Here is a 24,156-nt window from a genome sequence, read left to right on the forward strand (position 1 = left end):
CGCCCGGGCGGCGCTCCTCAGTGCCCGACCGGGTTGGGCGGTCCGGGCCGGATCACCTTCACGAAGGTCTTGGGACCGGTCGGCAGCGCCTCCTCCTCCCCGACCCGCTTGCGCCAGTACGGGTTGTCGTGCGGCAGGTGGCCGCTGACCCGCCCGTACATCCCGAACGCGGTGATCACCACGCCGAAGGCGAAGGCGAAGATCACGTTGTGGATGCCGAAGTTCAGGATGTTGGCGTCCGGCCGTTCGAGCACCGTCAGCCCGTAGAACCCGGAGAGGATGAACAGCACGCCGGCCGCCATGTTCAGATTGGCGGCGAAGTTCCCGCCGACGACCGCGCCGAGCACCAGGATCGCGCCCACCACGATGGACAGGATGCTCAGCGCGCCGTTGGTGGACATCCCGGCGATCTCGTCGCCCCGGGTGGACAGGAAGCCCGGGTGGTCGGCCAGCCCCAGGCAGCCGAACACGATCAGGAAGATCCCGCCGAGCCCCGCCCCGATCCGCCAGACCAGCACCAGTTTGTGGTCGACGGGCAGTTCGTCTTGCAGCTTCATGGCGACCTCCGTGGTGGCCCGAACGCCTGGCTAGCTGTAGGGGTGGCTCCCCTGCATGTGCGGCACCTCGTGCATGTACAGCGAGCCGCACTGCTGGCAACCCCGCAGACCGGTCCCCCACTCCTGCTCCGGCCTGGTCTCGGCCTCGGCGGGAATGGTCCGGCCGCACAGCGCGAGCGCCGGATCCCTCTCCCGCACGACGTGCCAGACCTTCACCCCGCCCGCCGTCCCCTGCGGGCCGTACTCCGCGCGAAGTTGGTGCGTCATGCCTCCCATGGTCGCCCCGCGGGCACCCGACCGCTACTCGCCGCCCTCCCGGGCCGCCCGCACCTCGGCCCGCACCGGGGCGGCCACCACGGAACCGATCCGGTTGCGGCGCCCGGCCGAGCTCTCGGCGGTCAGCCGGATCGCGGTCAGCCCGCCCGGCACCTCCTCCGGCACCGGGATCTCGCAGGACGAACCGGGGATCGGGACCCGCCCCAGTTTCTTGGCCAGCAGACCGCCGACCGTCTCGACGTCCTCGTCCTCCAGCTCGATCCCGAACAGCTCGCCGAGGTCCTCCACCAGCAGCCGCGCGGTGATCCGGTACGAGCCGTCGCCGAGGTCCTCCACCGGCGGGATCTCCCGGTCGTACTCGTCGGTGATCTCGCCGACGATCTCCTCCAGGATGTCCTCGATGGTGACCAGGCCGGCCGTGCCGCCGTACTCGTCGATCACGATCGCCACGTGGGAGCGCATCTGCTGCATCTCGCGCAGCAGGTCGGCGGCCGGCTTGGAGTCCGGGACGAACACCGCCGGGCGCAGCACGGCGCCCACCTCGTCCGCCTCCGAGTCCCGGTTGATGTGGGTGCGGCGCACCAGGTCCTTGAGGTAGACGATGCCGACCACGTCGTCCTCGTTGTCGCCGACCACCGGGATCCGCGAGAAGCCCGAGCGCAGCGCCAGGGTCAGCGCCTGCCGCACGGTCTTGTGCCGCTCGATCATCACCAGGTCGGTGCGCGGCACCATCACCTCGCGGACGATGGTGTCGCCCAGCTCGAAGACCGAGTGCACCATGCGGCGCTCCTCGTCCTCGATGACGTCGTTCTTCTCCGCCAGGTCGACCAGGGCCCGCAGCTCCGCCTCGGAGGCGAACGGGCCCTCCTTGTAGCCCTTGCCCGGGGTCAGCGCGTTGCCGAGCAGGATCAGCAGCCGCGGGATCGGGCCGAGGATCCGGGCCAGCGGCAGCAGCACGAAGGAGGCCGCGGTGGCGGTGGTGAGCGGGTGCTGGCGGCCGATCGTGCGCGGCGAGACGCCCACCGCCACGAAGGACACCAGCACCATCACGCCGAACGCCAGCAGCACGGCCTGCCAGGTCGTGTCGATGGTGCGCACGCACACCACGGTGACCAGGACCGCCGCCGCCATCTCGCTGGCCACCCGGATCAGGGTGGCCAGGTTGAGGTAGCGGATCGGGTCGGTGGCCAGTGCCAGCAGCCGGGCCGAGCCCTTGCGCCCGGAGCGCACGGCCTCCTCCGCCCGGAACCGGGAGACCCGGGAGATGCCCGCCTCGGCGCACGCGGCCAGCCAGCCGAGCACGACGAGCAGGACCGCACCGAGGATGAAACTCGTACTCTCACCACTCACAGGGGTTCGGGCTCCGTGCTCAGTGGGTGGTGGGGGCCGGCGAGATGCCGCCGAGGCCCCGCTCGGCCCGCCAGCCGTCGAGGATCGCCTTCTGGAGGCCGAACATCTCGGCCTCCTCGTCCGGCTCCTCGTGGTCGTAGCCGAGCACGTGCAGCACGCCGTGCACGGTGAGCAGCTGCAGCTCCTCGTCCATCGAGTGCTTCGACGGGGCGGCCTTGCCCTGCTGCTCGGCGACCTCGGGGCAGAGCACGATGTCGCCGAGCAGGCCCTGCGGCAGTTCCTCGCCCTCCTTGCCGGGACGCAGCTCGTCCATCGGGAAGGACATCACGTCCGTCGGGCCCGGGAGGTCCATCCACTGGATGTGCAGTTCCTCCATCGCCGCCCCGTCCACCAGGATCACGGACAGTTCGGACTGCGGGTGGATCCGCATCTTGTCCAGTGCGTAGCGGGCGACGGCGAGGACGGACTCCTCGTCGACGTCCCAACCGGACTCGTTGGCGATGTCGATCGACATGAGGGGCTGGTTACTCAGCTTTCGGTGCGGTGGGACTGTCGGGGTGCGCGCGAGCCGCGCCGCTGGGCGGGCTTGACCGGGAGCCTGCGCTCGTCGGTCTCCTGGGCCTCCTGGCGGGCGTCCCAGCGCTCGTACGCGTCCACGATCCGGCCGACCAGCTTGTGGCGGACCACGTCGGTGCTGGTGAGGACGGAGAAGTGGATGTCGGGCACGTCGGCCAGGATCTCCTGGACGACCTTGAGGCCGCTGCGGGTGCCGCCCGGGAGGTCGATCTGGCTGGTGTCGCCGGTGACGACCACCCGGGAGTTGAACCCGAGGCGGGTGAGGAACATCTTCATCTGCTCGGGCGAGGTGTTCTGGGCCTCGTCGAGGATGATGAAGGCGTCGTTGAGGGTGCGGCCGCGCATGTAGGCGAGCGGCGCGACCTCGATGGTCCCGGCGGCCATCAGGCGCGGGATGGAGTCCGGGTCCATCATGTCGTGCAGCGCGTCGTAGAGCGGGCGCAGGTACGGGTCGATCTTCTCGTAGAGGGTGCCGGGCAGGAAGCCCAGCCGCTCCCCCGCCTCGACGGCCGGACGGGTCAGGATGATCCGGTTGACCTCCTTGGCCTGCAGGGCCTGGACGGCCTTGGCCATCGCGAGGTAGGTCTTGCCGGTGCCGGCCGGGCCGAGGCCGAAGACGATCGTGTGCTTGTCGATCGCGTCGACGTAGCGCTGCTGGTTGAGGGTCTTGGGACGGATGGTCCGGCCCCGGTTGGACAGGATGTTCGCGGTGAACACCTGCGACGGGGCCGGGCTGTCGGGGTCGTCCGCGGCGCCGCGGAGCATGGCGATGGAGCGCTCCACGGCGTCCTCCGTGAGGGGTTGGCCGGTGCGCAGCACCAGCATCATCTCGCTGAACAGCTGCTTGACGAGGGCCACCTCGGCGCGCGTGCCGGTCGCGGTCACCTCGTTGCCGCGGACGTGGATGTCGGCGGCGGGGAAGCCCTGCTCGATCACCCGCAGCAGCGAATCGGCGGCTCCCAGCAGGGTGACCATCGGATGCTTCTCGGGGATGACGATCCGGGCGCTGACGCGGCCGTCGTCGGCCGGCTCGGGGCGCGGCTGTCCGTTGGTACGGGTCTGCGATGTGTCACTCATAGGTCGGCGCTGGGGCCTGCCTCATCCCATCCGTGTCTCGTTGGTGCCGCTGGGTCTCTCCGGGGCACCAGGGTACGCCGCGCACGTGATCGACGCGGCGGGCGGCGGGGCCGCACCCGACGATGCTGCGGCAGACCGCCCGGGTGGCGCGAACCGTTTTCCGCGCCGTCCGGACGCCGGGCCCGCGCCGGGGGGCTCCGCTCACGCGCGCCGGGGCGGTACCGGGACCCGGGCGAGGTCCTCGGCGAGCACGATCGGGCCGTCGAAGTGCTTGCGGGCATCGGCGAGGTGCTGGGCGAGGTCCGGGTAGCGCTGGGAGAAGTGGGTCAGCACCAGGGTGCGGGCGCCCGCCTCGGCGGCGACCTTGCCGGCCTGGCCGGCGGTGAGGTGGCCGTGCTCCTCGGCGAGCCGGGCGTCGGCGTCGGTGAAGGTGGCCTCGACGACCAGCAGGTCGGCGCCCTCGGCGAGCTCGTGCACGCCCTCGCAGAGCCGGGTGTCCATGATGAAGGCGAACCGCTGTCCGGGCCGGGGCTCGCTGACCTCGTCCAGGGTGACCCGCCGGCCGGCCGCCCCGATCTCGCCCTGGCGCTGGAGCCGGCCGACGTCCGGGCCGGCGATGCCCAGGGCGGCCAGCCGTCCGGGCACCAGCCGGCGGCCGTCGGGCTCGCGCAGCCGGTAGCCGAAGGACTCCACCGGGTGGGAGAGCCGGACGGCGTCCAGCGCGAAGCGGGCGCCGGGCGCCTCCAGCGGGCCGGTCTCCTCGATCGGGCGGGGCCGCAGCACGGCCGTCTCGTGGAAGGCGGTGGCGTGGCGCAGCCGCTCGAAGTACACCTCGCCGGAGGCCGGGAAGTAGACGTCCACCGGGTGCGGGACGCGGTCGAGGTTGATCCGCTGGATCACCCCGGCCAGGCCCAGGCTGTGGTCGCCGTGGAAGTGCGTGACGGCGATCCGGGTGAGCTGGGTGGCCGAGACACCGGCGCGCAGCATCTGGCGCTGGGTGCCCTCGCCGGGGTCGAACAGCAGGCCCTCGCCGTCCCAGCGCAGCAGGTAGCCGTTGTGGTTGCGGTGCCGGGTCGGCACCTGGCTGGCGGTGCCGAGGACGACGAGTTCGCGCTGGGACACCGGGTCAGACCATGTCCTCGGTCATCGTCCGGCCGCCGAGCACGTGGACGTGGGCGTGGAAGACCGTCTGCCCGGCACCGGCGCCGGTGTTGAAGATCAGCCGGTAGTCCCGGACGCCCTCGTCGGCGGCGACCCGGCCGGCCTCGGCGAGCAGTTCGCCGGCGATCTGCGGCTCGTCGGCGGCCAGCGCGGCGGCGTTGGGGTAGTGGGCGTGCGGGATCACCAGGACGTGCAGCGGGGCCTTCGGCGCGATGTCCCGGAAGGCGAGCACCCGCTCGGTCTTGCGCACCACGGTGGCCGGGATCTCGCCCGCCACGATCTTGCAGAACAGGCAGTCGGGCTGCGGCTCGCCGGCCATCGGGGTCTCCTCGCGGGGTCGGGTCGGTGCGTACGGCGGCATGCTAGGCCCTCTCTTCCGGATCACGCCAGGCGGACCGGGCCGGGGCGGGAGAACCGGACCGCTCTCCCGCCCCGGCGCGCCGCTAGCGCTGCCCGGGCAGCGGCGGCGGGGTCTTCGCCGGCCGCCCGGCGAGCGCCTCCAGCGCCAGCCGGACCCCCTTGGCGAGCTGCGGGTCCTCCCCCGCCGCCCACGCGTGCGGCGGGAAGGGCACCTCGACGTCCGGGTCCACGCCGTGGTTCTCCAGGCCCCAGCCGACCCGCTCCGACCAGAACGCGTACTTCGGCTGGGTCACCAGGGTGCCGTCCACCAGCGAGTAGCGGCTGTCGATGCCGATCACCCCGCCCCAGGTGCGGGTGCCGACCACCGGGCCGATGCCGAGCGCCTGGATGGCCGCGTTGACGATGTCGCCGTCCGAGCCGGAGTACTCGTCGGCCAGGGCGACGACGGGTCCGCGCGGCGCGTCCTCGGGGTACGGCGAGGGGCTGGCGACGTCCCGGGCGACGCCCCAGCCGATGATCCGCCGGGACAGCTTCTCGATCACCAGCTGCGAGGTGTGCCCGCCCCGGTTGCCCCGGATGTCGACGATCACGCCCTCCCGGGCCATCTCCGAGCGCAGGTCGCGGTGGATCTGCGCCCAGCCGGTGGTCTGCATGTCGGGGATGTGCAGGTAGCCGAGCCGGCCCCCGGACAGCTCGCGCACGGCGGCCCGCCGCCCGGCCACCCAGTCGTGGTAGCGCAGCGCCTCGTCGTCGGCGAGCGGGACGACCACCGGGTGGCGCCGGTCGGTGCCGTCCTGGCCGGCCACGGTCAGCTCGACCGGCTGCCCGGCGGTGCCCGCCAGCAGCGGCGCCGGGCCGGTCAGCGGGTCCACCGGGCGGCCGTTGACCGCGAGGACCGCGTCGCCCGGGCGGACGGCCACGCCCGGCGCGGCCAGCGGCGAGTGCGCCCTCGGGTCCGAGGACTCGCCGGGCAGGACGCGGGCGATCCGCCACACCTCGCCGTCGCGGACCAGGTCGGCGCCGAGCAGGCCCTGCCGGCGGGCCGCCTCGGTGGGCCGGCCGGGCGGCACCACGTACGCGTGGGAGGTGCCCAGCTCGCCGTGCACCTCCCAGAGCAGGTCCACCAGGTCGTCGTGCGAGCCGAGCCGCTCCACCAGCGGGCGGTAGCGGGCCAGCACCCCGGCCCAGTCCACCCCGGAGAGGTCCGGGTGCCAGAAGTTGTCCCGCATCAGGCGGCCGTTCTCGTCGAACATCTGCCGCCACTCGGCCGCCGGGTCGACGGTCACCCGCAGCCGGGCCAGGTCGACGTCGGTCTCCTCGTCCTCGCCGGACGCCTTGTGGCCGGCCGGCAGGATCCGCAGCTCGCCCTCGTCCAGCACGGCCAGCCGGGTGCCGTCGCCGCTCACCGCGAACGCGTCCAGGGCGTCCACCAGCTGCTCGGCCCGGCGCTTGCGGAAGTCGAAGCGCTCCAGGGCCGGGCGCGGGCGCTCGTCCTCCGGCGAGGCCGCGTCGTCGCCCAGCTCGCCGACCAGCGGGACGCGCGTCCACAGCACGCCGTCCTTGGCGGCCCGCAGGGTGCCGAAGCGGCCGCCCTCCACCGGGAACGGCACGATCCGGTCGGCGATGCCGGCCAGGTCGACCCTGGTCACCGGCGGCGTGTCGGCCCCGGCCTCCTCGCCGGCGTCCCGCTTGCCGCGGGGCTCGTCCTCCTCGCCGCCGACCGGCCGCCCGGCCCGGCTCGGCCCGAACGGGGACGGCGTGTCGGCGGCCAGGGTGATCAGGTACGGGCGGCAGCCGTTGGGGAACGACAGGTCGAAGACGTGCGAGTCGTACACCGGGTCGAAGGTGCGCATCGAGAGGAACGCCAGGTGCCGGCCGTCCGCGGTGAACGCCGGCGAGGTGTCGATGAACCGCTGCGGGGTCGCCTCGGAGACCGTCCGGGTGGCCAGGTTCGCCAGCATGATCTGGCGCAGCGACCACGGCCCGAGGGCCGGCTGCGACCAGGCCAGCCACGCCGAGTCGGGGCTGAACGCCAGCCCGCTGACCTCGCCGTCCGTGCTGTGCGCCAGCTCGTGCACGGACCCGTCGGCCAGCGAGACCAGCAGCACCCGGCCGTCGTGCGCGCCGACCGCCAGCTGCTTGCCGTCCGGCGAGACCACCAGGGCGCGGACCCGCCCCAGCCGCCCGGCGGCCAGCCGGCGGCGCTCGGTGCCGAGCACGGCGGGCGCGTACTCGACCGCGTCCTCGCCCTCGGCGTCGGTCACCCAGACCACGCCCTGCGCGGCGTCCTCGCCCGCCGTGCCCGGCACCACCCGGGCCAGGCGGGCGCGCACGCCCGGCGTCTCGTCCAGCACCCGGGCCGGGCCCTCCCGGTGGGCCAGCCAGTGCACGGTGCCGCGCACCACCACCGCGCCGGCCCGGCCGGTGCGGTCCGGGGCGGCGCCCTCCAGCCAGTACGCGGCGGACACCGGGCGCGGGCGGCGGCCGGTGCGGGGGCCGCCGAGCCGCACGTCGAGCCGGCGCGGCGCGGCGCCGGCCAGGTCGTCCAGCAGCCACAGCCCGCCGGCGCTGTGCCAGACCACCCGGGTGCCGTCGGTGGCGGCGTCGCGGGCGTAGAAGCCCTCCGGGGAGATGCCGTGGCGGCGCAGGTCGGAGCCGTCCGGGAGGCTGGAGTACAGCGCGCCGACGCCCTCGTGGTCGGAGAGGAACGCGAGGCGCCCGCCCACCCACAGCGGCGACTCGATGTTGCCGGCCAGCTCCTCGTGGACGCGCTCGAAGCGCTCGGCGCCGATCCACAGCTTCCCGGCCCGCCCGCCCCGGTACCGCTTCCACCAGGCCGGTTCCATGCCGAACGCGGAGACCAGCAGCACCCGCCCGCCGCCCGGCTCGAAGGCCAGCCCGCCGACCGGCCCGTAGGGCAGCCGCACCGGCTCGCCGCCGTCCGGCGGCACGGCGTGCGCCCAGGTGCGGCGCAGCGAGGCCTGCCCGGCGGCGGTGGTGGCGATCGGCCGGCCGTCCGCCGTCCAGCCGCGCAGCTGGGTCTGCGCGTCGCCCCAGTGGGTGAGCCGGCGCGACGGACCGCCGTCCACCGGCACGAGGTGCACCTCGGGGGCGCCGTCCCGGGCCGAGGTGAACGCGACGTACCGGCCGTCCGGGGAGAACCGGGGGCGGCGGACCGGGACGTGATCGGCCGTCAGCCGCCAGGCCCGGCCGCCGTCCAGCGGGGCGAGCCACACGTCGTTCTCGGCCACGAAGGTGATCAGGTCGCCGTGCAGGTGCGGGTGGCGCAGATAGGCGCCCACGGAGGTGCTCTCGGGTTCGCTCACACCCGTCACCCTGGCACGGGGCCGCTCCCCCGCGCCCGGACTTTCCCGACCGGGGCCCCGTGCGGGGGACGCCCTGCTAGGACCAGCGGCCGGTGCGGCCCAGCAGCAGCGCGCCGGCCGCCACCCCGGCGGTGGAGGTGCGCAGCACCGACGGGCCGAGCCGGTACGGCTTCGCGCCGTCCTCGGCGAAGGCGGCCAGCTCCTCCGGGGAGACCCCGCCCTCCGGGCCGACCACCAGCACCAGGTCCCCGCTGTCCGGGAGGGCCGCGCCGGCCAGCGGCTCGGCGCCCTCCTCGTGCAGCACGGCCGCGAACGCGGCGCCGGCCAGCACGGGGACCAGCTGCCGGGTGGTCATCACGTCGCGGACCACGGGGAAGCGCAGCCGGCGGGACTGCTTGCCGGCCTCCCGCGCGGTGGCCCGCCACTTGGCGAGCGCCTTGCCGCCGCGCTCGCCCTTCCACTGGGTGATGCAGCGCGACGCCGCCCAGGGGATCACCACGTCCACGCCGACCTCGGTCATGGTCTCCACCGCCAGCTCGCCCCGGTCGCCCTTGGGCAGCGCCTGGACGACGACGATCCGCGGCGTCGGCTCCGGCTCGCGGCGCACCGCCGCCACCGTCACCTCGATCGCGTCCTTGCCGAGCACCCGTGCGACGGTGCCGTCCACGCCCAGGCCGAGGCCGTCGGTCAGGGTGACCGCCTCGCCCGGCTGCAGCCGCTTCACGGCGGCCGCGTGCCGGCCCTCCGGCCCGTCCAGCAGCACCGGCGCGCCGGGCGCGACGGCGGCGATCCGCTCGGTCTCGGCGACGAACACGGGCGCGGTCATGCGGGGAACCTCCGGGGTGGGAAGGGGGACGGGGACGCGAAAGGGGTGCCGAGGAAGCCTCGGCACCCCCGCGCGGGGCGGCTACCGGCCGTTGAAGGCGTCCTTCAGCCGGGAGAACAGCCCCTGCTGCCCGGGCGCGAACTGGCCGGAGGGCCGTTCCTCGCCGCGCAGCACCGCCAGGCGGCGCAGCAGCTCCTCCTGCTCGGCGTCGAGCTTGGTGGGCGTCTGCACCTCGACATGCACTATCAGGTCGCCCCGGCCGCCGCCGCGCAGGTGGGTGATGCCCCGGCCGTGCAGCGGGATGGACTGGCCGGACTGGGTGCCGGGCCGGATGTCGACCTCCTCCACCCCGTCCAGGGTCTGCAGCGGCACCTGGGTGCCGAGCGCGGCCGCGGTCATCGGGATGGTGACGGTGCAGTGCAGGTCGTCGCCGCGCCGCTGGAACACCGTGTGGGTGGTCTCGGCGATCTCGACGTACAGGTCACCGGCCGGGCCGCCGCCGGGGCCGACCTCGCCCTCGCCGGCCAGCTGGATGCGGGTGCCGTTGTCGACACCGGCGGGGATCTTCACGGTCAGGGTGCGGCGGGCGCGGACCCGGCCGTCGCCGGCGCACTCCGGGCACGGGGTCGGCACGACGGTGCCGAAGCCCTGGCACTGCGGGCAGGGGCGGGAGGTCATGACCTGGCCCAGGAAGGACCGGGTGACCTGGGAGACCTCGCCCTTGCCGCGGCACATGTCGCAGGTCTGCGCGGAGGTGCCGGGCGCCGCGCCCTCGCCGCTGCAGGTGGTGCAGGTGACGGCGGTGTCGACCTGGAGTTCCTTGGTGGTGCCGAACGCGGCCTCCTCCAGGGTGATCTCCAGGCGGATCATGGCGTCCTGGCCGCGCCGGGTGCGCGAGCGCGGGCCGCGCTGGCCGGAGGCGGCGCCGAAGAAGGCGTCCATGATGTCGGAGAAGCCGAAGCCGGCCGCCCCCGCGCCGAAGCCGCCCGCCCCGCCGCCCCCGCCGTTGGGCGAGAGCGGGTCGCCGCCGAGGTCGTAGACCTGACGCTTCTGCGGGTCGGAGAGCACCTCGTAGGCGGCGTTGATCTCCTTGAACCGCTCCTGCGTCTTCGGGTCCGGGTTGACGTCCGGGTGCAGTTCGCGTGCCAGGCGCCGGAACGCCTTCTTGATCTCGTCCTGCCCCGCATCCCGTCGGACGCCGAGTACCGCGTAGTAGTCCGTGGCCACCAAATGCTCCGCTTGTTCCGCCTGTAAGAGTGCTTGCGACTTCGGCCGTTAAGAGTCTTAACGGTCCGTCCCTACGACTCGGCCAGGATCTGGCCCACGTACCGTGCCACCGCTCGCACCGCCCCCATTGTGCCCGGATAGTCCATCCGGGTCGGACCGATCACACCCAGTTTGGCCACGCTCTCGTCGCCCGAACCGTAACCGACCGAGACGACCGACGTGGAATTCAGCCCCTCGTAGGCGTTCTCGCGGCCGATCCGGACCGTCATCCCGGCGTCCGCGGTCTCACCCAGGAGGCGGAGCAGGACGACCTGCTCCTCCAGGGCCTCCAGCACCGGCTGGATGGTCAGCGGGAAGTCGTGGCCGAAACGGGTCAGGTTGGCCGTGCCGGCCAGCATGATCCGCTCCTCGCTCTGCTCCGCGAGCGTCTCGAAGAGCGTCGCCAGCACCGTCGTCACCGTCGGCCGGTCGGCCGACTCGAACAGTGCGGGCAGTTCCTCCAGCAGCCCGGGGACGTCCGGCAGGCGCTGGCCGGCGGCCCGCGCGTTGATCCGGGCCCGCAGGTCCGCCAGCAGGGTCTCGCCGACCGTGCCGGGGCAGTCCACCAGCCGCTGCTCGACCCGGCCGGTGTTGGTGATCAGCACCAGCATCACCTTCGCCGGGGCCAGCGCGACCAGCTCGATGTGCCGCACCGTGGAGCGGCTCAGCGAGGGGTACTGCACCACCGCGACCTGGCGGGTCAGCTGGGCCAGCAGCCGCACGGTGCGGGCGACCACGTCGTCGAGGTCCACCGCGCCGTCCAGGAAGTGCCGGATCGCCCGCCGCTCGGGCGCGCTCATCGGCTTGACCTCGGCCAGCTTGTCGACGAACAGCCGGTAGCCCTTGTCGGTGGGGATGCGCCCGGCGCTGGTGTGCGGCTGGTGGATGTAGCCCTCCTCCTCCAGCGCGGCCATGTCGTTGCGGACGGTGGCCGGGGAGACCCCGAGGTTGTGGCGGTCCACCAGGGCCTTGGAGCCCACCGGCTCCTCCGTCCCCACGTAGTCCTGGACGATCGCGCGAAGCACCGCGAGCTTGCGGTCGTCGAGCTGACGGACCTCACCGGCCATGGGGCACGCACCTCCGTCTTCACGCGTTGTCCGTTGTGACATGCCCTTGGGGCATGTGTCCGCATTCGAGCTGTCCGGGCCGGCCCCGCAGGGCCCCGGCCTTGGCACTCCGACCATCCGAGTGCCAGAACCGTACCTGCCAGTGTAAGGCCCGGGTCCGACCGCAGGAACGGCCCGGCCGGAGTGATCCTGCCCGCAGTCCGGCGGCCCGCGGATGATGCCGCGGGCCCGCCCGGGTGGCAGCATCGAAAGCGGACGGCGAACGGAGGAACAGCGATGTCGACCTCGGGCCAGCACACCCGTTTCGCCCCCGACCGCGGCCTGACCGGCCGGATGGTGGGGACGATGTTCCTGATCGGGCTCCTGTACGTCGGATTCACCGGGCTGCTGATCGCCCTGTTGCGCGGCGCCTGGCCGGTCATCGTCCTGGTCTCCGGCGGTCTGTTCGTCGCCCAGTTCTGGTTCAGCGACAGGATCACCGAACGGGCCATGGGCGCCCACCCGGTCACCCCGGAGCAGTACCCGCAGCTGCACGGCGCCGTCGACCGGCTCTGCGCGCTCGCCGACATGCCCAAACCCCGGGTCGCCGTCGCCCGCAACGACATGCCGAACGCCTTCGCCACCGGCCGCAACCCGCAGAAGGCGGTGGTCTGCGTCACCACCGGGCTGCTGGGCCGCCTGGAGCCGGAGGAACTGGAGGGCGTGCTCGCCCACGAGCTGTCCCACGTCGCCCACCGGGACGTCGCCGTGATGACGGTGGCCGGCTTCCTCGGGGTGCTGGCCGGCGCGATGACCAGGATCGCCGTGTACGGCGGCTTCATGGGCGGCGGGCGCAACAGCAACGACTCCAACGCCGCGATCGTCGCGCTGGTCATCCCGCTGGTGTCGATCGCGGTGTACGCGATCAGTTTCCTGCTGACCCGGCTGCTCTCCCGCTACCGCGAGCTGGCCGCCGACCGGGCCGCCGCCCAGCTCACCGGCCGTCCCAGCGCGCTGGCCTCCGCGCTCACCAAGGTGACCGGCCGGATCGCCGCCATCCCGACCAAGGACCTGCGCCAGGCGCAGCCCTACAACGCCTTCTACTTCGCCCCCGCGCTGAGCGCCCGGGAGGCCGGCGCCCGGCTGTTCTCCACCCATCCGACCCTGGAGCAGCGGCTGGACCAGCTCGCGCGGATCTCCGAGCGGCTCGGCCGCTGACCCGCTGCCCCCTTGCCCCGCCGACCCCTTGCCCCGCCGACCCCCTGCCCGCTGCCCCGTTGACCCTCCTTCCGGAAGGACCGCCGTGGGAATCCTGGACGCGCTGTTCGGCCGCACCAAGCCCGTCAAGCCCGACCTCGACCAGCTGTTCGGGGTGCCGTCCGCCGCGCTGACCCTGGAGGCCGGGGCGGGCCTGCGGCCCACGGGGCTCGGCTCGGTCTGCTTCGCCTCCGTCGAGGGCGGGGCCTTCGACGAGGTCGAACGCCAGGTCCGGGCGCTGCTCGACGCCGACACCGGGCGCGGCGGCGTCCCCGTCGAGGCGTCCACGGACGACTACGGCTACTCCTGGCTGCTCGCCCGGCACGCCCCCGGGGAACTGCCGGAGCTCGTCAACGACCTGCACGCGGTCAACAGCGAACTGGAGGCGAACGGCTTCGGGCCGCAGCTGCTCTGCTCGCTGGTCGGCTTCCGCGACGCCACCGGCCGGCGCCCGCTGGCCCTGGTCTACCTCTACAAGCGCGGCACCTTCTACCCGTTCGCGCCGCTGCCGGGCGGCGGGGAGAAGCGCGACAGCCCGCTGGAGCTGGAGGTCAACGCGATGCTCGGCAACGATCTGCGGCTGGAGAAGGACCTCACCCGCTGGTTCCCGGTCTGGGGCGCGCCGGGGCTGTGAAAACCGATGGCCGCGACGGTCCGCTCCCCCTAGGGTCCGACCATGATCGACTGGACCGGGATCGAGACCGCCGCCCCCACCCCCGAGCTGCTCGCCGCGGTGAGCGCCGCCCTGCGCTCCCCCGACCCCGAGACCCGTGACACCCACGCCTACGAGCAGCTGTGCCGCTGGGTGCCCCTGCTCACCCCGCAGCAGCGCCTCGCCCTCGGCGACGAGATGGCCGAACGGCTGTCCGACCCCGAGATCCAGGCCCGCACCTTCGCCCCGCTGGTCCTCGCCGAACTCGTCGACGCCGGCGCCCACCGCCCCGCCTGGCTGGACGCCTTCGCCCACTGGTACCTCACCGAGAGCGACCTGCGCGGCTGGGACCCGCAGCTCGGCTGGCTGCACGCCGTCGCGCACGGCGCCGACCTGCTGGGCGCCCTCGGCCGCAGCCCGCTGGTGGCCGACCCGGCGCCGCTGCTGGAGCTGGCCGGCGCCCGGCTGCTCGCCCCCACCGACCACGTCCTGGACGCCATGGAGGACGACCGCCTCGGCCGGGCGATCGGCCAGGTCCTCACCCGCCCGGAGCTGACCGAGCACCAGGCGCTGGCCTGGCTCGACCCGATCGCCGCCGCCGGACGGCGCCGGCCCGGCGTCGTGCCCGCGACCGTCTCCAACACCCTGCGCACCCTGCGGGTGGTGTACCTGCTCAGCGACCGCGGTGTGCGCCCGGCCCCGGGCGCCGAGCCGCTGGCGCTGCGCCATGCCGGCGCCCTGCGCGAGCGACTCGCCGAGGTGCTGGCGGTCAACACCTCGTACTACCTCGGCTGACGCCTCGTAGACTCCGTGGAATGCGCAGCCGTCATTACGGACCCGATCTGACCCCGCCGTGGAAGAAGCAGGCCCCCGCCCCGGAGGTGCCCGCCGAGCGGGACCTGGTGGTGGAGGAGGCGGCGAGCGGCTTCTGCGGCGCGGTGGTGCGCTGCGAGAAGACCGCCGAGGGCTTCACCGTCACCCTGGAGGACCGGTTCGGCAAGCGCCGGGTCTTCCCGCTGGTGCCGCGCGGCTTCCTGCTGGAGGGCCGGACGGTCACCCTGGTGCGGCCCTCGGGCCCGGCCCCCGCGCGCACCCCCGGGCGCACCGCCTCCGGCTCGGTCGCCGTCCCCGGCGCCCGGGCCCGGGTGGCGCGCGAGTCGCGGATCTACGTCGAGGGCCGGCACGACGCCGAGCTGGTGGAGCGGGTCTGGGGCGACGACCTGCGGATCGAGGGCGTGGTCGTCGAGTACCTGGAGGGCGTCGACGACCTGCCCGCGATCGTCGCCGGCTTCGCCCCCGGCCCGGGCCGGCGCCTCGGCGTCCTGGTCGACCACCTGCTCCCCGGCACCAAGGAGCACCGCATCGCCGCCCGGGTCACCGGCCCGCACGTCCTGGTCGTCGGCCACCCCTACATCGACGTCTGGCAGGCCGTGAAGCCCTCCTCCGTCGGCATCCCCGCCTGGCCCGCCGTCCCCCGCGGCGAGGACTTCAAGCTCGGCACCTGCCGCCGCCTCGGCTGGCCCGAGGACACCCCCGCCGCCTGGAAGCGCATCCTGTCGAAGGTGAACTCCTACAAGGACCTGGAGCCCGAGCTGCTGGGCCGCGTCGAGGAGCTGATCGACTTCGTCACCCTCCCGGATCAGGAGTAGGTCCGGAACTCCGACGTGTCGAGGACCACCCCGACCAGGTCGACCGGCACGGGCTCGCCGAACTTGGTGGTCCGCTCGACCGCGTAGTCCGGCAGCCCCGAGGCCCCCGCCCGGCTCGGCTCGGTGAGCAGCACGCAGACGCCCTTGATCGGATCGACGATCAGGTAGGCCGGAACGGTGCCCTCCGCATAGAGCTCCCGCTTGGTCCGGTAGTCGCGCAGCACGCTGGTCCCGGACACCAGCGCGCTCCCTCCGACGGCTGGCACCACGGTAACGACACTCAGTCCACCAGGTCACGCACCACCGCGTCGGCCAGCAGGCGGCCCTGGAGGGTGAGGGCGGCGCGGCCGTGCTCGTAGGGGGCGGGGGCGAGCAGGCCGTCGGCGAGGGCACGGGCGGCGGCCTCGCGGCCGGCGGCGGTGAGCAGGTCCAGCGCGATGCCCTCGGCGAGGCGCAGTTCCAGCAGGATCCGCTCGACGCGGCGGTCCTCGGCGGTCAGGCGCTCGCGGCCCTGGGCGGGGGTGCGGTGCTCGGCGAGGGCCCGGGCGTAGGCGGCCGGGTGCTTGGCGTTCCACCAGCGCACGCCGCCGACGTGGCTGTGCGCGCCGGGGCCGGCGCCCCACCAGTCGCCGCCGGTCCAGTACAGCTCGTTGTGGCGGCAGCGGCCCTCGGGGGTGGTGGACCAGTTGGAGACCTCGTACCAGGAGTATCCGGCGGCGCTCAGCGCCTCCTCGGCGATCAGGTAGCGGTCGGCGTGCACGTCGTCGTCGATCATCGGCAGCTCGCCGCGGCCCACCCGGGCGGCCAGCCGGGTGCCCTCCTCGACGATCAGCGAGTAGGCGGAGACGTGGTCGGGGCCGGCGCCGATCGCGGCGTCCAGCGAGGCCCGCCAGTCGTCGTCGGACTCCCCGGGGGTGCCGTAGATGAGGTCGAGGTTGACGTGCTCGAAGCCGGCCGCGCGGGCCTCGGCGACGCACGCCTCGGGGCGGCCGGGGGTGTGGTGGCGGTCCAGCAGCCGCAGCACGTGCGGGCGGGCCGACTGCATGCCGAAGGAGATCCGGTTGTAACCGCCCTCGCGCAGCTCCGCCAGGTACGCCGGGTCCACCGACTCCGGGTTGGCCTCGGTGGTCACCTCGGCGCCGTCGGCGAGCCCGAACTCCTCGCGGATCGCGGCGAGCATCCGCACCAGGTCGCGGGCCGGCAGCAGGGTCGGGGTGCCGCCGCCGAGGAAGACGGTGCGCACCGGCGGCGCGTCCGCGCCGAGGACCCGCCGGGCGAGCCGGACCTCGGCGACCACGTTGTCCGCGTACGTCTCCTGGGAGGCGACGGTGCCCGAGGAGCGCAGCTCGGTGGCGGTGTAGGTGTTGAAGTCGCAGTAGCCGCAGCGGCTGGCGCAGTAGGGCACGTGCAGGTAGAAGCCGAACGGCCGCGAGCCCAGCCCGTCGAGGGCGTGCGCGGGCAGGGAACCGTCGGACGGCACCGGTTCGCCGTCGGGAAGTGCGGAGGGCATGACCCCATTGTCCCGTACGGCCGGGGTGATCCCCCCGGCCGTACGGGACGGCGGGCGGATCAGGCCTCGTTGGCGCCCGCGTACATCGCGGTGACCGCCTCCGCGTAGGTCCGCTCCACCACCGGGCGCTTGATCTTCAGGCTCGGGGTGAGCTCGCCGTGCTCGATGTCCAGGTCGCGCGGCAGCAGGTGGAACTTCTTGATCGTCTGCCAGCGCTGGAGCCGGCCGTTGAGCCGCTGCACGAAGCCGTCGATCAGCGCGTGGGTGGCCGGGTCGGCGACCACCTCGGCGTAGGACTTGCCGGCCAGGCCGTGCTCGGCGGCCCACGGCATGATCACCGCCTCGTCCAGGCCGATCAGCGCGGTGCAGTAGTTGCGGCCGTTGCCGATCACCAGGATGTTGCTGACGAACGGGCAGACCGCCTTGAACCGGCCCTCCACCTCGCTCGGCGCGACGTACTTGCCGCCGGAGGTCTTGAAGAGGTCCTTCTTGCGGTCGGTGATCCGCAGGAAGCCGTCCGGGGACAGCTCGCCGATGTCCTCGGTGTGGAACCAGCCGTCCGCCTCCAGCACCTCGGCGGTCTTCTCCGGCAGGTTGTGGTAGCCGCGCATGACGCCGGGGCCGCGCAGCAGGATCTCGCCGTCCTCGGCGATCCGCACCTCGGTGCCCGGCAGCGGACGGCCCACCGTGCCCACCCGGATGTCCTCGGCCCGGTTGACGCAGGAGCCGGCGCTGGTCTCGGACAGGCCGTAGCCCTCCAGGATCGGCACCCCGGCGCCGACGAAGAAGTAGCCGATCTCCGGGGCCAGCGCCGCGCTGCCGGACACCGCCCCGCGCAGCCGCCCGCCGAAGGCGGCCCGGATCTTCGCGTACACCAGCCTGTCGGCGAGGGCGTGCTTCATCCGCAGCGCCGCCGGGGCGGTGCCCACGCCGGTCGCCACCCGGGAGTCCTGGACCGCGCGGGCGTGGTCGCGGGCGGTGCGCGCCGCCCACTGGAAGATCCTGTACTTGGCGCCGCCCGCCGCCCGGGCCTTGCCGGCGATGCCGTTGTAGACCTTCTCGAAGATCCGCGGCGCCGAGGCCATGATGGTCGGGCGGATCACCGGCAGGTTGTGGATGATCCGGTCCACCCGGCCGTCCACCGCCATCACGTGGCCGGTCGCGATCTGCCCCGAGATCAGCGTCTTGCCGAACACGTGCGACAGCGGCAGCCACATGAACTGCACGTCGTCGGCGGCCAGCAGCCCGCTCGCCTCCTGCGCCCGCCCCTCGTAGGCCCAGCAGTCGTGCACCAGGCGCACGCCCTTGGGGCGGCCGGTGGTGCCGGAGGTGTAGATCAGGGTGGCGAGCTGCTCCTTGTCGAGGGCGGCGACCGCCTTCTCGACGGCGTCCGGGTGGGCGGCCAGGTGCTCGGCACCGAGCCGCTCCAGCTCGGCGAGGGTGATCACCCGCAGCCGGCCCGCCCGCGGCGCCCCGTCCGGCGCGTCGAACAGGATCACCGTCTCCAGCCCGGGCAGCCGGTCCAGCTCGGCGACCACCTTGTCCAGCTGGGCGGCGTTCTCGGCGAACAGGGCCCGGGAGCCGGAGTCGGAGAGGATGAACGCGGTCTCGTCGGCGTTGGTGCTCGGGTAGACGGCCGTGGTGGCCGCGCCCGCGCACATGTTGCCGAGGTCGGCGAGGATCCACTCCAGCCGGGTGGAGGAGGCCAGCGCGACCCGGTCCTCGGCCTCGATGCCCAGCGACAGCAGGCCGGCCGCCACCGCGTGCACCCGGGCGGCGGTCTGCGCCCAGGTCAGCGAGCGCCACTGCTCGGCGCCGGGGGTGCTGTCCGCCGCGTGCTCGTCCACCGGGACGGGGTAGCGGTACGCCTCGCCGCCGGGCGTCAGCGCGACCCGTTCCTGGAACAGGTGGGCGACGGAGGCGGGGCGCCCGGCGACGATGTCGGTACGGCCGGAGTCGATCAGGGACTGCGCGGAACTCAACGAGGACCTCCGGGAGCGGGTGGCCGTCTGTCTGAAGGATGTGACGTCCGTGGGGGCGGTCGCCGGCCCCCTGCCGGCCGGAACCGGTACCGGCGAGTAACAAGAGGGCTGCCAGCAGCCTAGGGGGAAACCGGTCATTCCGTAAGAGGGCGGACCGACCTGGCACCGCCGCGGACCGGCGGTGCAGGGCACCCGCGCGCACCCCGGCCCGTTCGGCAAAGGACTGGACAAAGATCCGGCTCGCTTGCCCGGAATCTCCGGTGCCGGACCCCCGACCGACGAGAATTGGGATGCCAAAGCCGCCGCCGACGACAAGAGTGAGCCAGTGCTGATCAGACTGCTCAGGGCGTACCTACGCCCCTACACCCGACCGATCACCCTGCTGGTGCTGCTCCAGCTGGTCTCCACCCTCGGGCTGCTCTACCTGCCCACGCTCAACGCCGACATCATCGACGGCGGAGTGGTCAAGGGGGACACCGGCTACATCCTGCGCGTGGGCGCCGTGATGATCGGCGTCACCCTCCTCCAGACCGTCTGCTCGATCTGCGCCGTCTACTACGGCGCCCGCACCGCCATGGCCGTCGGCCGCGACGTCCGGGCCGCCGTCTTCGACCGCGTCCAGGGCTTCTCCGCCCGCGAGGTGGGCCAGTTCGGCGCCCCCTCCCTGATCACCCGCACCACCAACGACGTCCAGCAGGTCCAGATGCTGGTCCTGATGTCGTTCACCCTGATGGTCGCCGCACCGATCATGTGCGTCGGCGGCATCATCATGGCCCTCAACCAGGACGTGCCGCTCTCCGGACTGCTGCTCGCCGTCGTCCCCGCCCTCGGCGTCGTCGTCGCCGCCCTGGTCCGCCGGCTGCGCCCGCGCTTCCGCAGCATGCAGGAGAGGATCGACACCGTGAACCGGGTGCTGCGCGAGCAGATCACCGGCATCCGGGTCATCCGCGCCTTCGTCAAGGACGACCACGAGCAGAACCGGTTCGCCGGCGCCAACGAGGACCTCACCGACGTCTCGCTGCAGGTCGGCCGGCTGATGGCCTACCTGTTCCCCGGCGTCATGCTCGTCGTCAACGTCTCCAGCGTCGCCGTCCTGTGGTTCGGCGCCCACCGGATCAACAGCGGCGACATGGAGATCGGCGCCCTCACCGCGTTCCTCTCCTACCTGCTGCAGATCCTCATGAGCGTCATGATGGCCACCTTCATGTTCATGATGGTGCCGCGCGCCGAGGTCTGCGCCGAACGCATCCAGGAGGTCCTCGACACCTCCTCCAGCGTCGTGCCCCCCTCCGCCCCCGTCACCGAGGTGCTGCGCCGCGGCCACCTCGAACTGCGCGACGTCGACTTCCGCTACCCCGGCGCCGAGGCCTCCGTGCTGCGCGGCATCGGCATCACCGCCCGCCCCGGCGAGACCACCGCCGTCATCGGCTCCACCGGCAGCGGGAAGTCCACCCTGCTCGGCCTCGTCCCCCGGCTCTTCGACGCCACCTCCGGCCAGGTCCTGCTCGGCGGCGTCGACGTCCGCGAACTCGCCCCCGCGGCGCTCGCCGACAGCGTCGGACTCGTCCCCCAGAAGCCCTACCTGTTCTCCGGCACCGTCGCCAGCAACCTGCGCTACGGCCGGCCCGACGCCACCGACGAGGAACTCTGGCACGCCCTGGAGATCGCCCAGGCCAGGGAATTCGTCGAACAGCTCCCCGAAGGCCTGGACGCCCCCATCTCCCAGGGCGGCGGCAACGTCTCCGGCGGCCAGCGCCAGCGCCTGGCCATCGCCCGCACCCTGGTGCGCCGCCCCGACGTCTACCTGTTCGACGACTCCTTCTCCGCGCTCGACTACGCCACCGACGCCAGGCTGCGCAAGGCCCTCGCCCGCGAGACCTCCGAGGCCACCGTGGTCATCGTCGCCCAGCGCGTCTCCACCATCCGCGACGCCGACCGGATCATCGTCCTGGACGAGGGCGCCGTCGTCGGCAGCGGCACCCACGGCGAGCTGATGGCCGGCAACCCCACGTACCGGGAGATCGTGCTCTCCCAGCTCACCGAGCAGGAGGCGGCGTGACCAGCCCCGACAGGCCCACGGCCGGATCCGCGGCCGGCCCCGGCAAGGCTCCCGGGTCCGACAAGGCCCCCCCGCCCCGGCCGGCCGGCGACTCCCAGGCCGCCGCCGCCCGCCGCGGCCCCGCCGGCCCCGGACGCTTCATGGGCGGCCAGGGCGCCGAGAAGTCCATGGACTTCAAGGGCTCCGGCAAACGGCTGCTCAAACTGCTGCGCCCCGAACGCGCCCTCATCGCCGGCGTCCTCGCCCTCGGCGTCCTCAGCATCGGCGCCGCCGTCATCGGCCCCAGGATCCTCGGCCACGCCACCGACCTGATCTTCGCCGGCGTCGTCAGCGGCCGCTTCCCCGCCGACGCCTCCAAGCAGCAGATCATCGACGACCTGCGCGCCCGCGGCGACGGCGACCTCGCCAACCTGCTCTCCTCCGTCGACTTCACCCCCGGCCAGGGCATGGACTTCGGCGCCATCGGCGACGTCCTGCTCTGGGTCCTCGCCATCTACGTCGCCGCCGCCGTCTTCGGCGTCGTCCAGGGCCGCCTCGCCGCCCACGCCATCCAGCGCGCCGGCTACCGGCTGCGCCAGGACACCGAGGCCAAGCTCGCCCGGCTGCCGCTCAGCTACTTCGACAAGCAGCCCCGCGGCGAAGTCCTCAGCCGGGTCACCAACGACATCGACAACATCAGCCAGACCATGCAGCAGACCATGGGCCAGGTGGTCAACTCGCTGCTCACCGTCGTCGGCGTGCTGGCCATGATGTTCTGGATCTCCTGGCTGCTCGCCCTCATCGCGCTGATCGCCGTCCCGCTGTCCGTCGTCGTCGCCACCCGCGTCGGCAAGCGCGCCCAGCCCCAGTTCGTCCAGCAGTGGAAGTCCACCGGACAGCTCAACGCGCACATCGAGGAGATGTACACCGGCCACACCCTGGTCAAGGTCTTCGGCCGGCAGAAGGAGTCCGCGGAGACCTTCCGCGAGCACAACGAGGCCCTCTACGCCTCCAGCTTCAAGGCCCAGTTCATCTCCGGCATCATCCAGCCCGCGATGATGCTCATCGGCAACCTCCAGTACGTGCTGATCGCCGTCGTCGGCGGCCTGCGGGTGGCCGGCGGCGCGCTGTCCATCGGCGACGTCCAGGCGTTCATCCAGTACTCCCGCCAGTTCAGCCAGCCGCTCACCCAGGTCGCCAGCATGGCCAACCTGGTGCAGTCCGGCGTCGCCTCCGCCGAGCGCGTCTTCGAACTCCTCGACGCCCCCGAGCAGACCCCCGAACCGGCCATGCCCGAACGCCCCGACACCCTGCGCGGCCGGGTCGTCTTCCAGGACGTCGCCTTCCGCTACGACCCCGACAAGCCGCTCATCGAGGACCTCTCGCTCAAGGTCGAACCCGGCCAGACCGTGGCCATCGTCGGCCCCACCGGCGCCGGCAAGACCACCATGGTCAACCTGCTGATGCGGTTCTACGAGGTCAGCTCCGGGCGGATCACCCTCGACGGCGTCGACATCGCCGCCATGTCCCGCGAGGACCTGCGCTCCGGCATCGGCATGGTCCTCCAGGACACCTGGCTGTTCGGCGGCACCATCGCCGACAACATCGCCTACGGCGCCGACGGAGCCACCCGCGAACAGGTCGTCGAGGCCGCCAGGGCCGCCCACGTCGACCGCTTCGTGCGCACCCTGCCCGAGGGCTACGACACCGTCATCGACGACGAGGGCACCGGTGTCAGCGCCGGCGAGAAGCAGCTCATCACCATCGCCCGCGCCTTCCTCGCCCAGCCCTCGATCCTCGTCCTCGACGAGGCCACCAGCTCCGTCGACACCCGCACCGAGGTGCTCATCCAGCGGGCCATGGCCCGGCTGCGCACCGGGCGCACCAGCTTCGTCATCGCGCACCGGCTCTCCACCATCCGGGACGCCGACGTCATCCTCGTCATGGAGAACGGCTCCATCGTCGAGCAGGGCGGCCACGACGAGCTGATCGCCGCCGACGGGGCCTACGCCCGGCTCTACCAGGCGCAGTTCGCCGAGGCGGTCGCCGAGGTCGAGTAGCGTCACGGCCCGCCGGGGGGAGCCCGGGGCGGACGAACGGTGCGTCCGGCCCGGGCTCCCGCGCGTCCGGACCGGGCTCCCCGGCGGGCCGCGATCCCTGCGCGTCCGGGCCCCGCGCCCGCGGCCGCCGGAGCGGCGGACGCTACGGTGGGGGCGTGAGTGACGAACCGTCGACAACCGCCGCCGCGCCGGACGCCACCGGACCCGCCGCCGTCACCGGTGCGGACGCCCGCGGGCCCGCCGCCGACGGCCCGGACGTCTTCGAGACCCACCGGCGTTACCTCGGCTCCGTCGCCTACCGGATGCTCGGCTCCTTCACCGACGCCGAGGACGTCCTCCAGGAGGCCTGGCTGCGCTGGCGCGCCGCCGACCGCGACGCCGTCGCCGACCCCCGCGCCTACCTCACCACCGTCGTCACCCGCCTCTGCTACGACCAGCTCGGCTCCGCCCGGGCCCGGCGCGAGTCCTACTTCGGCGAATGGCTGCCCGAGCCGTCCCTCTCCTACCAGGACGCCCCCGCCTCCCCCGCCGAGCTCGCCGAACGCGGCGAATCCGTCTCGCTCGCGCTGCTCGCCGTCCTCGAACAGCTCACCCCCGCCGAACGCGCCGCGTTCGTCCTGCACGACGTCTTCGCCGTCGGCTTCGACGAGATCGCCGCCACCCTGGAGCGCAGCCCCGACGCCACCCGCCAGCTCGCCTCCCGCGCCCGGCGCCGGATCAAGGACGGCGGGCGCCGCACCGCCGCCGATCCCGCCGAGCACCGGCAGGCCGTCGAGGCGTTCACCGCCGCCAGCGTCCGCGGCGACATCGAGGGCCTGCTCGCCGTCCTCGACCCCGACATCGTCTGGCACTCCGACGGCGGCGGCGTCGTCTCCGCCGGCGCCCGCCCGGTGCTCGGCGCCGAGAAGGTCTCCCGGCTCGTCCTGGGCCTCGTCGCCAAGTGGGTCACCGCCGAGGCGCTGGCGTTCGCGTCGGTCAACGGCGAGCCCGGCCTGGTCTGGTACGCGCAGCCGGGCGTGATCGGCGGCGTACTGGCCTTCGCCGTCGCCGACGGCCGGATCACCGAGGCCTACGCCGTGGTCAACCCGGAGAAGCTCACCCACCTCAACGCCCCCGCCCCCGACCCGGAGGTGTGACGCAGGTCACCGTCACACTCCCGCGGGCACCGTCGTCCCCCTTCCGAACAC

At 73.5% G+C, this 24,156-nt stretch carries 21 protein-coding genes; 7 read left to right on the plus strand and 14 right to left on the minus strand.

From position 1 onward, the window contains the following. Positions 1-17: 17 nt before the first annotated feature. From ACF1AK_RS03375 to hrcA, 11 genes are all read right to left on the minus strand, one after another. On the minus strand, positions 18-557 hold the full coding sequence (locus ACF1AK_RS03375) for a DUF4383 domain-containing protein (RefSeq protein WP_391497063.1): 540 nt from the start codon (positions 555-557) through the stop codon (positions 18-20). 30 nt (positions 558-587) lie between these two features. Continuing rightward, a complete protein-coding gene (locus ACF1AK_RS03380; RefSeq protein ID WP_391497064.1) occupies positions 588-824 on the minus strand; it encodes a hypothetical protein in 237 nt (78 codons plus the stop codon). A 33-nt stretch (positions 825-857) separates the two neighbouring features. Then, complete coding sequence (locus tag ACF1AK_RS03385) at positions 858-2,183, minus strand: hemolysin family protein (protein ID WP_391497065.1); 1,326 nt, start codon at positions 2,181-2,183, stop codon at positions 858-860. A gap of 19 nt (positions 2,184-2,202) precedes the next feature. After that, positions 2,203-2,697 (minus strand): rRNA maturation RNase YbeY, encoded by a 495-nt coding sequence (gene ybeY, locus ACF1AK_RS03390; RefSeq protein ID WP_350546232.1) that lies wholly within the window; start codon positions 2,695-2,697, stop codon positions 2,203-2,205. A gap of 14 nt (positions 2,698-2,711) precedes the next feature. Then, positions 2,712-3,836, minus strand: a complete 1,125-nt coding sequence (locus ACF1AK_RS03395; RefSeq protein ID WP_391497066.1) for a PhoH family protein — start codon at positions 3,834-3,836, stop codon at positions 2,712-2,714. Between the two features lie 201 nt (positions 3,837-4,037). Continuing rightward, positions 4,038-4,958 (minus strand): ribonuclease Z, encoded by a 921-nt coding sequence (locus ACF1AK_RS03400; protein ID WP_391497067.1) that lies wholly within the window; start codon positions 4,956-4,958, stop codon positions 4,038-4,040. A 4-nt stretch (positions 4,959-4,962) separates the two neighbouring features. After that, on the minus strand, positions 4,963-5,316 hold the full coding sequence (locus ACF1AK_RS03405; RefSeq protein ID WP_391497068.1) for a histidine triad nucleotide-binding protein: 354 nt from the start codon (positions 5,314-5,316) through the stop codon (positions 4,963-4,965). Between the two features lie 124 nt (positions 5,317-5,440). Next, positions 5,441-8,692, minus strand: a complete 3,252-nt coding sequence (locus ACF1AK_RS03410) for a S41 family peptidase (protein WP_391497069.1) — start codon at positions 8,690-8,692, stop codon at positions 5,441-5,443. 67 nt (positions 8,693-8,759) lie between these two features. Beyond that, the gene (locus tag ACF1AK_RS03415) at positions 8,760-9,509 is read right to left on the minus strand and encodes a 16S rRNA (uracil(1498)-N(3))-methyltransferase (protein WP_391497070.1); all 750 of its coding nucleotides are present in this window, start codon (positions 9,507-9,509) and stop codon (positions 8,760-8,762) included. Between the two features lie 81 nt (positions 9,510-9,590). Continuing rightward, positions 9,591-10,736, minus strand: coding sequence for a molecular chaperone DnaJ (dnaJ, locus tag ACF1AK_RS03420; RefSeq protein ID WP_391497071.1), 1,146 nt, complete (start codon positions 10,734-10,736; stop codon positions 9,591-9,593). A 71-nt stretch (positions 10,737-10,807) separates the two neighbouring features. Then, a complete protein-coding gene (hrcA, locus tag ACF1AK_RS03425) occupies positions 10,808-11,842 on the minus strand; it encodes a heat-inducible transcriptional repressor HrcA (protein ID WP_391497072.1) in 1,035 nt (344 codons plus the stop codon). A gap of 276 nt (positions 11,843-12,118) precedes the next feature. Here hrcA and htpX point away from each other — a divergent pair, with 276 nt between their 5' ends. From htpX to ACF1AK_RS03445, 4 genes are all read left to right on the plus strand, one after another. Continuing rightward, positions 12,119-13,039, plus strand: coding sequence for a zinc metalloprotease HtpX (gene htpX / locus ACF1AK_RS03430; RefSeq protein WP_391497073.1), 921 nt, complete (start codon positions 12,119-12,121; stop codon positions 13,037-13,039). Between the two features lie 85 nt (positions 13,040-13,124). Beyond that, complete coding sequence (locus ACF1AK_RS03435) at positions 13,125-13,712, plus strand: hypothetical protein (protein ID WP_391497074.1); 588 nt, start codon at positions 13,125-13,127, stop codon at positions 13,710-13,712. A 42-nt stretch (positions 13,713-13,754) separates the two neighbouring features. Beyond that, the gene (locus ACF1AK_RS03440; RefSeq protein WP_391497075.1) at positions 13,755-14,525 is read left to right on the plus strand and encodes a DUF2785 domain-containing protein; all 771 of its coding nucleotides are present in this window, start codon (positions 13,755-13,757) and stop codon (positions 14,523-14,525) included. 20 nt (positions 14,526-14,545) lie between these two features. Further along, positions 14,546-15,379, plus strand: coding sequence for a DUF3097 domain-containing protein (locus ACF1AK_RS03445; protein WP_391497076.1), 834 nt, complete (start codon positions 14,546-14,548; stop codon positions 15,377-15,379). Here the strand turns inward: ACF1AK_RS03445 and ACF1AK_RS03450 are convergent. Genes ACF1AK_RS03450 through ACF1AK_RS03460 form a run of 3 tightly spaced genes read right to left on the minus strand, consistent with a single transcriptional unit; the run spans position 15,370 to position 18,871 of the window. Continuing rightward, a complete protein-coding gene (locus ACF1AK_RS03450) occupies positions 15,370-15,618 on the minus strand; it encodes a hypothetical protein (RefSeq protein WP_391497077.1) in 249 nt (82 codons plus the stop codon). The two genes, ACF1AK_RS03445 and ACF1AK_RS03450, sit on opposite strands and share 10 nt — an antisense overlap. A gap of 41 nt (positions 15,619-15,659) precedes the next feature. Then, entirely contained in the window at positions 15,660-16,889 is a 1,230-nt protein-coding gene (gene hemW, locus ACF1AK_RS03455; RefSeq protein ID WP_391497078.1) for a radical SAM family heme chaperone HemW, read from the minus strand. 59 nt (positions 16,890-16,948) lie between these two features. After that, a complete protein-coding gene (locus tag ACF1AK_RS03460; protein WP_391497079.1) occupies positions 16,949-18,871 on the minus strand; it encodes an AMP-dependent synthetase/ligase in 1,923 nt (640 codons plus the stop codon). Positions 18,872-19,196: 325 nt separating this feature from the next. On the opposite strand from ACF1AK_RS03460, the gene ACF1AK_RS03465 reads away from it, so the two are divergent. From ACF1AK_RS03465 to ACF1AK_RS03475, 3 genes are all read left to right on the plus strand, one after another. Beyond that, positions 19,197-20,930 carry an ABC transporter ATP-binding protein gene (locus ACF1AK_RS03465; RefSeq protein ID WP_391497080.1) on the plus strand — a complete coding sequence of 578 codons (1,734 nt, stop codon included), beginning with the start codon at positions 19,197-19,199 and terminating at the stop codon, positions 20,928-20,930. Positions 20,931-21,070: 140 nt separating this feature from the next. Then, a complete protein-coding gene (locus ACF1AK_RS03470) occupies positions 21,071-22,969 on the plus strand; it encodes an ABC transporter ATP-binding protein (protein ID WP_391497348.1) in 1,899 nt (632 codons plus the stop codon). A gap of 155 nt (positions 22,970-23,124) precedes the next feature. Continuing rightward, complete coding sequence (locus tag ACF1AK_RS03475) at positions 23,125-24,105, plus strand: sigma-70 family RNA polymerase sigma factor (protein WP_391497081.1); 981 nt, start codon at positions 23,125-23,127, stop codon at positions 24,103-24,105. Positions 24,106-24,156: the final 51 nt, after the last annotated feature.

This window comes from Kitasatospora sp. NPDC015120 (genome assembly GCF_043080305.1).
Lineage (GTDB): Bacteria > Actinomycetota > Actinomycetes > Streptomycetales > Streptomycetaceae > Kitasatospora.